Source organism: Jatrophihabitans sp. YIM 134969, from assembly GCF_054456675.1.
In genome coordinates this window covers 85,587-97,376 of the sequence record NZ_JBTJEQ010000015.1, presented here as the reverse complement: position 1 = coordinate 97,376, position 11,790 = coordinate 85,587, and the positions used below count along the sequence as shown (strand labels likewise).

11 protein-coding genes are annotated in these 11,790 nt (G+C 72.5%); 8 read left to right on the top strand and 3 right to left on the bottom strand.

Annotated features, from left to right (window positions below; translation table 11 throughout):
* The first annotated feature begins 107 nt into the window (after positions 1-107).
* The 3 genes from ACXR2U_RS10320 (at position 108) to ACXR2U_RS10310 (ending at position 3,810) form a co-directional block, all read left to right on the top strand.
* A complete protein-coding gene (locus ACXR2U_RS10320) occupies positions 108-713 on the top strand; it encodes an adenine phosphoribosyltransferase (RefSeq protein WP_458824926.1) in 606 nt (201 codons plus the stop codon).
* 108 nt (positions 714-821) lie between these two features.
* Complete coding sequence (locus tag ACXR2U_RS10315) at positions 822-3,296, top strand: RelA/SpoT family protein (protein ID WP_458824934.1); 2,475 nt, start codon at positions 822-824, stop codon at positions 3,294-3,296.
* A 19-nt stretch (positions 3,297-3,315) separates the two neighbouring features.
* Complete coding sequence (locus ACXR2U_RS10310; protein WP_458824925.1) at positions 3,316-3,810, top strand: glutathione peroxidase; 495 nt, start codon at positions 3,316-3,318, stop codon at positions 3,808-3,810.
* Positions 3,811-3,845: 35 nt separating this feature from the next.
* Here ACXR2U_RS10310 and ACXR2U_RS10305 read toward each other — a convergent pair whose 3' ends face one another.
* Both ACXR2U_RS10305 and ACXR2U_RS10300 read right to left on the bottom strand, forming a co-directional pair.
* Positions 3,846-4,322, bottom strand: a complete 477-nt coding sequence (locus ACXR2U_RS10305) for an SRPBCC family protein (protein WP_458824924.1) — start codon at positions 4,320-4,322, stop codon at positions 3,846-3,848.
* Positions 4,323-4,409: 87 nt separating this feature from the next.
* Positions 4,410-5,297: a peptidylprolyl isomerase gene (locus tag ACXR2U_RS10300; RefSeq protein ID WP_458824923.1), complete on the bottom strand. Its 888-nt coding sequence runs from the start codon at positions 5,295-5,297 to the stop codon at positions 4,410-4,412.
* A 91-nt stretch (positions 5,298-5,388) separates the two neighbouring features.
* On the opposite strand from ACXR2U_RS10300, the gene ACXR2U_RS10295 reads away from it, so the two are divergent.
* Genes ACXR2U_RS10295 through ACXR2U_RS10280 form a run of 4 tightly spaced genes read left to right on the top strand, consistent with a single transcriptional unit; the run spans position 5,389 to position 9,878 of the window.
* Positions 5,389-6,069 (top strand): MBL fold metallo-hydrolase, encoded by a 681-nt coding sequence (locus ACXR2U_RS10295; RefSeq protein ID WP_458824922.1) that lies wholly within the window; start codon positions 5,389-5,391, stop codon positions 6,067-6,069.
* The gene (gene hisS, locus ACXR2U_RS10290) at positions 6,066-7,472 is read left to right on the top strand and encodes a histidine--tRNA ligase (protein ID WP_458824921.1); all 1,407 of its coding nucleotides are present in this window, start codon (positions 6,066-6,068) and stop codon (positions 7,470-7,472) included. Before ACXR2U_RS10295 ends, hisS begins: the two co-directional genes overlap by 4 nt.
* A 34-nt stretch (positions 7,473-7,506) precedes the next feature.
* The gene (gene aspS, locus ACXR2U_RS10285) at positions 7,507-9,330 is read left to right on the top strand and encodes an aspartate--tRNA ligase (RefSeq protein WP_458824920.1); all 1,824 of its coding nucleotides are present in this window, start codon (positions 7,507-7,509) and stop codon (positions 9,328-9,330) included.
* Positions 9,330-9,878 carry a hypothetical protein gene (locus tag ACXR2U_RS10280; protein ID WP_458824919.1) on the top strand — a complete coding sequence of 183 codons (549 nt, stop codon included), beginning with the start codon at positions 9,330-9,332 and terminating at the stop codon, positions 9,876-9,878. Before aspS ends, ACXR2U_RS10280 begins: the two co-directional genes overlap by 1 nt.
* On the opposite strand, the gene ACXR2U_RS10275 is transcribed toward ACXR2U_RS10280, so the two are convergent.
* A complete protein-coding gene (locus tag ACXR2U_RS10275) occupies positions 9,862-10,356 on the bottom strand; it encodes a GNAT family N-acetyltransferase (RefSeq protein ID WP_458824918.1) in 495 nt (164 codons plus the stop codon). The genes ACXR2U_RS10280 and ACXR2U_RS10275 overlap by 17 nt on opposite strands.
* Positions 10,357-10,385: 29 nt before the next feature.
* Here ACXR2U_RS10275 and ACXR2U_RS10270 point away from each other — a divergent pair, with 29 nt between their 5' ends.
* Positions 10,386-11,765: a replication-associated recombination protein A gene (locus tag ACXR2U_RS10270; RefSeq protein ID WP_458824917.1), complete on the top strand. Its 1,380-nt coding sequence runs from the start codon at positions 10,386-10,388 to the stop codon at positions 11,763-11,765.
* Positions 11,766-11,790 lie beyond the last annotated feature (25 nt).

Sequence of the window (11,790 nt, the reverse complement as noted above, 5' to 3'; positions counted from 1 at the left end):
CAGCGGACCGCCGCGCCGGCCCCCGCACCACGACCGGGCGCCCGCCCGGCCACCCGTCCGACCGGGCGCCGCCCGGCCGGCAACCAGAACCGACCGAGAGGCAAGCGGTGACCGACCCGTCCAGCTCTTCCCCCGACGCCGCCGCCCCGACCGGCGACGCCGGTCCGGCGATCGCCAAGATCGTCGCCGACGGCATGCGGGACGTCCCGGACTACCCCAAGGAAGGTGTCCTCTTCAAGGACATCGTCCCGCTGCTGGTCGACGCCGACGCGTTCGGCGCCACGATCGCGGCGCTCGCGCAGATCGTGAAGGCCGCGCACGGCGACGAGCCGGTCGACCTGGTCGCGGGCATCGAGGCGCGCGGGTTCATCGTCGCGGCGGCGCTCGCCCGTGAGCTCAAGTGCGGGCTGTTGCCGCTGCGCAAGGCGGGCAAGCTCCCGCCGCCGGTCATCAGCGAGACCTACGACCTGGAGTACGGCACCGCGACGATCGAGACCTCCACCGGCGTCATCGACGGCCGGTCGGTCTACCTCGTCGACGACGTCCTCGCGACCGGCGGCACCCTCGTCGCCGCCTCCAAGTTGGTGTCCGGCGCGGGCGGCACGCTCGTCGGTGTCGGGGTGCTGCTCGAGCTGGGGTTCCTGGGCGGGCGGGCCAAGCTGGCCGAGGCCGTCGCGGCGGACCTCCCGCTCGCTGCGCTGCTCGCGGTCTGAGGAGCGGGCGCCGGGCCGGGCGGGAACGTTCTCGGCTCGGTTAGCCTTGAGGTGGACAGACGCACCGCCCGGTCCGTCCCGCCGTCCCGTCGCCGCGAGGAGAACACCCTGAGCACCGACGCCACCACCGCGAGTCAGCAGAGTGATGCGCTGACGCGCTCGGACGCGCCGGTCGGGTCCACACCCGCCACCTCGGAGGCCCTCGCTGCCACCGAGACGCCCGTCGACCCGGCTCCGGCCGCGCCGCCCGCCTCGCCCACACGACCCGCGGCCACCACCGTCGCTTCGCCCGCGACCGTCGCCGCCTCGCTCACCGCGCCGGGCAGCGCCGGGCGTCGCCGGGTCCGCGACCGGCTCGCCCGCCGCCTGGTCACCGCCGGGTCGAGGACCCCGACCGTGGCGCCGGTGCTCGAGCCGCTCATCGCCACCCACCGCACCGCCCACCCGAAGGTCGACCCCCGGCTGCTGCAGCGCGGCTACGACGTCGCCGAGGAACGCCACCGCGGGCAACTGCGCAAGAGCGGCGATCCCTACATCACCCACCCGCTCGCGGTCGCGACCATCCTCGCCGAGCTCGGCATGGACACCACGACCCTGGTCGCGGCCCTGTTGCACGACACCGTCGAGGACACCGGCCTGACCCTCGACGAGGTCCGGGCCGAGTTCGGTGACGAGGTCGCGCACCTGGTCGACGGCGTCACCAAGCTCGACAAGGTCAAGTACGGCGAGGCCGCCGAGGCCGAGACGATCCGCAAGATGATCGTGGCCATGGCCCGCGACCCGCGGGTGCTGGTCATCAAGCTCGCCGACCGGCTGCACAACATGCGCACGCTGCGGTTCCTGCCGCCGGCCAAGCAGGAGCGCAAGGCCCGCGAGACCCTCGAGGTGCTCGCCCCGCTCGCGCACCGGCTGGGCATGAACACCATCAAGTGGGAGCTGGAGGACCTCGCGTTCGCCACGCTCTACCCCAAGCGCTACGACGAGATCGTGCGCCTGGTCGCCGAGCGCGCGCCCGGCCGCGACACCTACCTCACCGAGGTCACCGACCGCATCAACGCCGACCTCAAGGGCGGCGGGATCAAGGCGAGCGTCACCGGACGCCCGAAGCACTACTACTCGATCTACCAGAAGATGATCGTGCGCGGCCGCGAGTTCACCGACATCTACGACCTCGTCGGCATCCGCGTGCTCGTGGAGTCCGAACGCGACTGCTACGCCACCCTCGGTGTCATCCACGCGAACTGGCAGCCGGTCCCCGGCCGGTTCAAGGACTACATCGCGATGCCGAAGTTCAACATGTACCAGTCGTTGCACACGACGGTGATCGGCCCGGGCGGCAAGCCGGTCGAGCTGCAGATCCGCACCCACGGCATGCACCGCACCGCCGAGTACGGCATCGCCGCGCACTGGAAGTACAAGGACGCCGGGGCGGCCGTCGCCGCGCCCGCCGCTGTCGCCGACGACATGGGCTGGCTGCGTCAGCTGCTGGACTGGCAGCGGGAGGCGCAGGAGCCGGAGGAGTTCCTGGACTCCCTGCGCTACGACCTCGCCGGCGCCGAGGTGTACGTCTTCACCCCCAACGGCGACGTCCAGGCTCTGCCCGCGGGCTCGACCCCGGTCGACTTCGCCTACGCCGTGCACACCGAGATCGGTCACCACTGCATCGGCGCCAAGGTCAACGGCAAGCTGGTCGCCCTCGAGAGCACCCTCGACCACGGCGACGTCGTCGAGGTCCTCACCAGCAAGGCCGAGGGCGCCGGTCCCTCGCGCGACTGGCTGGAGTTCGTCAAGAGCCCGCGCGCCCGCACCAAGATCCGGCAGTGGTTCGCGAAGGAACGCCGCGAGGACGCGATCGACGCCGGCAAGGTTCAGCTCTCGCGCGCCATGCGCAAGGCGGCCCTGCCGTTGCAGCGGCTCATGGGCGGCGACGCGCTGCTCTCCATCGCCCGTGAGATGCACCTGGCCGACATCGCGGCGCTCTACGCCGCGGTCGGCGAGGGGCACGTCTCGGCGCAGTCCGTGGTCCACAAGCTCGTCGCTGCGCTCGGCGGCGAGGAGGGGGCCACGGAGGACATCGCCGAGACCGCCCTGCCGCAGGTCTCCTCGCCCGCGGCCGACCGCCGCGGCGGCGACACCGGTGTCGTGGTGAAGGGCGTCAGCGACATCCTCATCAAGCTCGCCCGCTGCTGCACTCCCGTGCCGGGCGACGAGATCCTGGGCTTCGTCACCCGCGGTGGCGGGGTCTCGGTGCACCGCCGCGCGTGTACGAACGCGTCGTCGCTGCTCGACCAGCCCGAGCGGCTCGTCGAGGTCGAGTGGGCGCCGTCGACCACGTCGCGGTTCGTCGTGTCGATCCGGGTCGAGGCCCTCGACCGCCACCAGCTGCTCTCCGACGTCAGCCGCGTGCTCTCCGACGAGCGGGTCAACATCCTCTCGGCGTCGGTGAACACCAACCGCGACCGGGTCGCGATCAGCAACTTCACCTTCGAGCTGGCCGCGGCCGAACACCTCGGTCACCTCGTGCGCACCATCCGCGGGGTCGAGGGCGTCTACGACGTCTACCGCGTGCAGGCCACGGCGTAGCGGTGCCTACGGTGAGGTCATGAGCGATCTCGCCTCCCTCCCCGTCACCACCCTGCAGGGCGAGGCCACGACCTTCGGTGAACTCACCGGGGGCCGGGCCGCGCTGGTGGTCAACGTCGCCAGCAAGTGCGGGTTGACCCCGCAGTACACGGCGTTGGAGAAGCTGCACGAGGAACTCGGCCCCCGCGGGTTCACCGTGATCGGGTTCCCCTGCAACCAGTTCATGGGCCAGGAGCCCGGGAGTGCCGCCGAGATCGAGGAGTTCTGCTCGGCGACCTACGGCGTCACCTTCCCGATGACGGCCAAGATCGAGGTCAACGGCGCCGACCGCGACGCCGTCTACCAGGCGTTGACCGAGACCCCGGACGCCGACGGCGAGGCCGGCGACGTGCAGTGGAACTTCGAGAAGTTCCTCGTCGCGCCCGGCGGTGACGTCGTCGCCCGCTTCCGTCCCCGCACCGAGCCCGACGACCCGGCCGTGCGCGCGGCGATCCAGCAGGTCCTGCCCGCCTGATCGAGGCGCGCCGCGTCAGCAGCGGCCGTGGGGGGTCACGCCGGGCGGAGCAGGTACGTCTCGAGTTCGCCCAGCGCCGCCCGGGCGTAGCCGGGCCAGAACCGGGCGATGAGCGGGACGGCCACCGCGCCGACCCGGCCCCGCGGGTGCAGGGTCCAGGCCCAGGTGACCCGCGAGCCTGTGCCGGCGGGCTCGATCGTCCAGCTGCCGTCGACGTACTCGACCAGCGGCTTCAGCGCGCCGGTGAAGGTGTCGACGCGGTAGGCGAAGCGGTGCGGCCGGGCAACGTCCAGCAGTCGCTCGAGCATTGTGCCGCCGTCGGCGAGGCGGATGGTGCGGGTCTGGCCGACCGTGCCCCACACGCCGTCCTGGTCCGTGCTCCGGATGGGCGGCAGCGGACCGAACCGGTGCGCGAACAACTGCGGCAACGGCATCGGCAGCAGCCGGTCGAACGTCTCCTCGACGCTCACCGGGTACGTGCGGGACTCGGCGACCTCGACGGCGTGGGCCATGCCGTCGAACCCTAGGCCTTCGACATCGCGAATTCTGTGTACTCCTGCGGCGTCAGGCCGCAGGAGTACACAGAATTCGGCAGTGGGTCAGCCGGTGGCGGAGGAGGGAGCGCCGCTCGCGGGCGCCGACGACGCCGCGGCCAGGTCGAGCTCCGGCGACACCGTGACCTTCGTGAACTTCAGCTCCTGCTTGGGCTTGCCGCCGCCCGCCTGGTTGCTGCCGTCGTTGCCGGCCTTGACGACCTTGTCGAGCAGGTCGAGCCCGGTCGTCACCTGGCCGATCACGGTGTAGTTCTGGCCCAACTGGCTGTCGGCGGTGATGAAGAAGAACTGGCTGCCGTTGGTGTTCGGGCCGCTGTTGGCCATCGCCACCGCACCGGCGGTGTACTTCGCGGCCGAGAGGTTCTCGTCCTTGGTGGTGTACGTCGGGCCGCCGGCCGTCGTGCCGCTGGGGTCGCCGCACTGGACCACGAAGATGCCGGAGTCGACCGTGCGCGGGCAGTTGGTGCCGTCGTAGAAGCCCTTCTGCGCGAGGTACGCGATGGACTGCACGTTGCACGGGGCGCCGGCGCCGTCCATCTTCACCACGATCGGGCCGAGGTTGCTGGTGAACGTCAGCGTGCGCGCGATCGTCGGCGTCGGGTCGGGGTCCGGCGGCAGGCCGACGTCGGTGAGGTTCGTGTTGCCGGCGGCCGCCGGGGTGTAGCCGCAGGGGCCGGTGGTCGCGTTCGCCGGCGCCGTCGTCGCGCTGGTGGGCGCGCTGGAGTCCGACCCGTTCGCGACGGGCTTGGTGCCGCTGTCGTTGCCGCCGAGGCCGATGACCAGACCCAGGACGACACCGATCACGACGAGCGTCCCGACGACCGTCACACCGATCATGGTCTTGCGACGGCGGGCCTCCGCCTCACGACGACGCTCGAGCTGCTGCTGCAGGTTGCGGCGGGCGCGCTCGCGCTCCTGCTTGTTGGTCGGCACGGGCTCGGAAGATACAGGGCGCGGCCGTGCGGCGTGGCCCCCCTCATCGCGCGCGCTCAACCCGGTGGAGGCACGTCGGTAGGGTTGACGGGTGCTCGTCGAGGGATTTCCCGCCCAGTACGCGGGCACCAACTGCTACGTCGTGGCTCCGGACGCGGGGGAGCAGTGCGTGGTCGTCGACCCCGGCGTGGGGGTCGGGCCGCAGCTCGCCGACGTCCTGGAGCGGCACCGGCTGCACGCCGTGGCGGTGCTGCTGACCCACGGCCACCTCGACCACACCTTCTCGGTCCTGCCGGTCTGCCAGGCCACCGGCGTCGCCGCCTACGTCCACGCCGCGGACCGCCGGATGCTCGCCGATCCCTGGTACGGCCTCGGGATGGCGCCGGGCGCGCCGCTACTCGGCGTCGAGGGGCTGACGTTCGCCGAACCCGACGACGTCCGCGAGATCGCCGACGGCGAGCAGCTCGACCTCGCCGGCTTGCGCTTCACCGTCCGGGACGCCCCCGGGCACACGAAGGGCAGCGTCCTGTTCGGCTTCGACACCGAGGCCACGGGCGCCGAACCGGTCGTGCTGTCCGGCGACGTGCTGTTCGCGGGCTCGATCGGGCGCACCGACCTGCCGAGCGGCTCGATGGCCGACATGCGCGCCTCGCTGCGCGACGTCGTCCTGCCGCTCCCCGACGACACCGTGGTCCATCCGGGCCACGGGCCGTCGACGACCATGGCGCGTGAACGCGCCACCAACCCGTACCTGCAAGGACTGACCCCATGAGCCGACCGAGACCCCTCTCGGGCTTCCCCGAACTGCTTCCCGCCGCCCGGATCGTCGAGCAGACCGTGCTCGACATCCTGCGGCGGACCTTCGAGCTGCACGGCTTCGCCTCCGTCGAGACCCGCGCCGCCGAGCCGCTGGCGCAGCTGCTGCGCAAGGGCGAGATCGACAAGGAGGTCTACGTCCTGCGGCGGCTGCACGCCGAGAACGAGCCCGAGCCGTCGGGCGAGGTCGACGAGGACCAACTGGCGCTGCACTTCGACCTCACCGTGCCGTTCGCGCGGTACGTGCTGGAGAACGCGGGGCACCTCGACTTCCCGTTCCGCCGCTACCAGATCCAGAAGGTGTGGCGGGGCGAGCGGCCGCAGGAGGGCCGCTACCGCGAGTTCACCCAGGCCGACATCGACATCGTCGCCCGCGACACCCTCGGGTTCCACCACGACGTCGAGGTGGCCCGCGTCATGGCCGAGGCCCTCGCCGCGTTGCCGCTGCCCGGTGCCCGCCTGCAGGTCAACAACCGCAAGCTCATCGAGGGTTTCTACCGCGGGCTGGGTGCCCCCGACACCGCGGCCGTCATGCGGGTGGTCGACAAGCTCGACAAGTTCCCGCGTGAGGCCATCGCGGGCCAGCTCGAAGCCGAGGCGGGCCTGTCGGCCGAGCAGGCCGAACGCTGCCTGCAGCTCGCCGAGATCCGCTCGACCGACACCACGTTCGTGGAGCAGGTCCGCGCCCTCGGCGTCACCGACGACCTGCTCGAGGAAGGTCTCGCCGAACTGGCCGCCGTCCTCGAGGGGTGCGCCGGGCTGACGGGAGCGGCCGCCGGCCGCGTGCGGGTCGAGGCCGACCTGCGGATCGCGCGCGGTCTGGACTACTACACCGGCACGGTCTTCGAGACGCGCCTCGACGGCTTCGAACGGCTCGGGTCGATCTGCTCCGGCGGCCGGTACGAGTCGCTCGCCAGCGACGGCAAGGTGTCGTTCCCCGGCGTCGGGATCTCCCTCGGCGTCAGCCGGTTGCTCATCCCGCTGCTGCAGCGCGGCGTGCTCGCGGCCACCCGGTCGGTGCCCTCGGCCGTCCTGGTCGCGCTCGTCGACGACGAGTCGCGGCCGCGGTCGCAGCGCATCGCGACGGCCCTGCGCTCACGCGGCATCCCGTGCGAGGTCGCGTCCGCGCCGCAGAAGTTCGGCAAGCAGATCCGGACCGCGGAGCGGCGCGGCATCCCGTTCGTCTGGTTCCCCGGCGACGACCCCGGCGATCCGCTCGCGGGCGACGTCAAGGACATCCGCTCCGGCGAGCAGGTCACTGCTGACGCCGCCCAGTGGTCCCCGCCCGCCGAGGACCTGCACCCCACCATCGACTCCACGGCCGACGAACCGATCGTCGACACCGTTCCCATCCCGTGATCCGCACCGCCGAAACCAGGAGATCTGAGTCCACGTGACCACGCCCGCCCCGTATCGCACCCACGCCGCCGGATCGCTGCGTCGCGAGAACGCCGGCGACACCGTCGTCCTGTCCGGGTGGGTGGCCCGCCGGCGCGACCACGGCGGGGTCGCGTTCATCGACCTGCGCGACGGCTCGGGCGTCTGCCAGGTCGTCATCCGCGAGGAAGCCGCCCACGAACTGCGTTCCGAGTGGTGCCTGCGCATCACCGGCGAGGTGCGCGTCCGGCCCGAGGGCAACGAGAACGTTGCACTGGGCACCGGTGAGATCGAGGTCGTGTGCAACGAACTCGAGGTGCTCTCGACCTCGCCCGCGCTGCCGTTCCCGCTCGACGACCACCTCGAGGTCGGCGAGGAGACCCGCCTGAAGTACCGCTACCTCGACCTGCGCCGCAGCGGGCCGTCCGAGGCCATCAAGCTGCGCAGCCGGATCAGCCGCGCCGCCCGTGACGTGCTCTACGGCTTCGACTTCCACGAGATCGAGACGCCCACCCTGACCCGCTCCACCCCCGAGGGCGCGCGCGACTTCCTCGTGCCCGCGCGGTTGCGGCCCGGGTCCTGGTACGCGCTGCCGCAGAGCCCGCAGCTGTTCAAGCAGTTGCTGATGGTCGGCGGCATGGAGCGCTACTTCCAGATCGCGCGCTGCTACCGCGACGAGGACTTCCGCGCCGACCGGCAGCCGGAGTTCACCCAGCTCGACATCGAGATGAGCTTCGTCCACCAGGACGACGTCATCCGCGTCGCCGAGGCCGTCGTGGCCGCGCTGTGGAGCGAGATCGGCTACGAGGTCCCGCTGCCGATCCCGCGCATGACGTACGCCGACTCGATGGCCCGCTACGGCAACGACAAGCCCGACCTGCGCTTCGGCCAGGAACTCGTCGACTGCACCGCGTACTTCGCCGAGACCCCGTTCCGGGTCTTCCAGGCCGAGTACGTGGGCGCGGTGGTCATGCCGGGCGGCGCCTCGCAGCCGCGGCGCACGCTCGACGCCTGGCAGGACTGGGCCAAGCAGCGCGGCGCCCGCGGCCTGGCCTACGTCCTGGTCGGCAACGACGGCACGCTGTCCGGCCCGGTGGCGAAGAACCTGTCGGACTCCGAGCGTGAGGGCCTCGCCGCGCACGTCGGCGCGAACCCCGGCGACTGCGTGTTCTTCGGGGCCGGCGCGACGTCCTCCACACGGGCCCTGCTGGGCGCTGTCCGGCTCGAGGTCGGCAAGCGCTGCGACCTCATCGACGAGTCGGCCTGGGCGTTCACCTGGATCGTCGACGCCCCGCTGTTCGAGCCGGCCGGTGACGCCCGGGCCGCGGGTGACGTCGCCGTGGGCTCCGGGGCCTGGACGGCCGTCCACCACGCGTTCACCTCGCCCAACCCCGAGTGGATCGACCGGTTCGAGGAATCGCCCGGCGAGGCGCTGGCGTACGCCTACGACATCGTCTGCAACGGCAACGAGATCGGTGGCGGGTCGATCCGTATCCACTCCGAGTCGGTGCAGAAGCGGGTCTTCGCGATCATGGGGCTGTCCGAGGAGGAGGCCCAGGCCAAGTTCGGGTTCCTGCTCGATGCGCTGAAGTACGGCGCTCCGCCGCACGGCGGCATCGCGTTCGGCTGGGACCGGATCGCCATGCTGCTGCACGGCGACGCCTCGATCCGCGAGGTCATCGCGTTCCCGAAGTCCGGTGGCGGCTACGACCCGCTCACCGCGGCGCCGGCGCCGATCACCGCCGAACAGCGCGCCGAGGCGGGCATCGACTTCGAGCCCGAACCGGAGGACGGCGAATCGCCGCCCACCGCACCCCAGGGCGTCACGACGAGCAACTGATGGGTTCCACGCGGGCGACGGCGGCCGCGGTCGTCGTGCTCGCCGGTGTGGTCCTCACGGGCTGCTCCGGCGGATCGGACGGTGGTGGGCCCACGTCGTCGTCCGCGCCGAGCACGGTCACGTCCACCCCCACCGGCTCGCCGACCACGTCGACGCCGACCACGACGCCGCCGACCTCGCCGACCTCGTCCGCGTCGACCGGTACGCCGTCGACCGGCACGTCCGGTGCGCCGACATCGGCTTCGCCCGCACCGACCCGGTCGGTGGCGCAGCCGCCCGACCCGGTCGTCGAGGCGCCCAACGTCGCGGCGTGGACGCTCACCCGGGCCGCGCCCGGGGCGCCCGTCGCCCGGCAGTTGCCCGCCGTGCAGTGCGGTCAGGACGGCTCGGTCGTGGCCGCGGGTCTGAGCCTCGCCGCGGGCGGGACCCGACTCGCGCTCAGCGACCCGGCGGTGACGGTCACCGGCACCTCGGACGTCGACGCCGCCGGTGGCACGTTCCGCGGCCGGGGCGTCGACACCGCCGTCGTGTTCACCTGGACGTGCTGACGTCCTTCACGAACGTGGTCGTGCCCTCGGGGCCGTCCGCGTCCGGCACCGGCCGGTAGCCCTGCCGGGCGTAGAACGCGTGGTTGGCGCTCGACAGCGCCCCGGTGATCAACTCGAACCGGGTCACCGACTCCGGCACGTGGGCCTCGGCCCAGGCGAGCACCGCCGCACCGAGGCCGTGCCCCTGCCGGTCCGGCACCACGCCCAGCCGCCCGACGAACGCGGTGCGGCCGGCGTCGCGCAGTGAGGTGCGGACCATCGCGGTCAACCGGCCGTGGTCACGCACCCCCCACACGGTGAAGGTGTCGTCCGCGAGGTCGCGTTCGACGTCGGCGAGGGTCTCGTGCAACGGCGGGATGGCCAGCGTGTCGTTGGCGTGGGCTTCCTGCACCCACGCCGCGAGCTGCAGGGTCAGCACCTCACCGGCGTCCGCTGGTCCGAGGCGGGTGGTCGAGGCGGCGATGTCGGGCACGGGCACGGTCCGATCCTCGTCCTACGCTGACCGGCATGGGTCAGGGGCTGTTCGACGTCGACACACCCGACGTCGACGACCGCTCGGGTGCGGTCGGCGGAGGCGACCCCGACGGCCCGGACGCGCCGCTCGCGGTGCGGATGCGCCCGCGCACCATCGACGAGGTCGTGGGGCAGGGGCACCTGCTCGGGCCGGGCTCGCCGTTGCGCCGCCTGGTCGAGGGCAGCGCACCGCTCTCGCTGATCCTGTGGGGGCCGCCCGGCACCGGCAAGACCACCCTGGCCCGCCTGGTCGCGGGCGTCCCCGGGCGGCGGTTCGTGCAGCTGTCGGCACTGACCGCGGGCGTGAAGGACGTCCGGGCGGTGATCGAGCAGGCCAAGACCGACCTGGCCCGACGCGGCACGCTCACCGTGCTGTTCATCGACGAGATCCACCGGTTCTCCAAGACCCAGCAGGACTCCCTGCTCGGCGCGGTCGAGGCCCGCACGGTCACGCTCGTCGCGGCCACGACCGAGAACCCGTTCTTCTCCGTGGTCTCGCCGCTGCTGTCCCGCAGCCTGCTGCTGACCCTCGAACCGCTCACCGACGAGGACGTCGCTGGGCTGGTCGACCGTGCGCTCGTCGACAACCGCGGCTTGGGCGGGGCGGTCACGCTCGACCCGGAGGCCCGCTCGCACCTGCTGCGCATCGCCGGCGGCGACGCACGTCGGGCGCTCACCGCGCTCGAGGCGGCCGCCGGCGCGGCGGTCGCGGCCGGGCGGGAGTCGATCGACCTCGCCACGCTGGAACAGGCCGTCGACACCGCGGCGGTCCGGTACGACCGTGACGGCGACCAGCACTACGACGTCATCTCGGCGTTCATCAAGTCCATCCGCGGGTCCGACGTCGACGCTGCGTTGCACTACCTCGCCCGCATGATCGAGGCGGGGGAGGACGCCCGGTTCATCGCCCGGCGCCTGGTCGTCCACGCCAGCGAGGACATCGGCATGGCCGATCCCACCGCGATGCTCGCAGCCCACGCGGCGGCCGACGCCGTGCAGCTCATCGGCATGCCGGAGGGTCGGATCCCGCTGGCGCAGGCCACGATCCACCTGGCGCTGGCGCCGAAGTCCAACGCCGTGGTCGCAGCGATCGACGCCGCTCTCGCCGACGTCCGTGAGGGTGTCGCCGGGGGCGAGGGCGGCGCGGTGCCGCCGGCCCTGCGCGACGCCCACTACGCGGGTTCGAAGAAGCTGGGGCACGGCGCGCGGTACCGGTACCCGCACGACGATCCCGCCGGCGTGGTCACGCAGCAGTACCCGCCCGACGCCGTCCTCGACCGGAGTTACTACCGCCCGACCGGGCGCGGCAACGAACGCGCCGTGGCCGAACGGGCCGCCGCGTTGCGGCAGATCGTGCGGGGCGGCCGCGACTGAGGTCGGGGTCGCTTCCCGGGAAGTC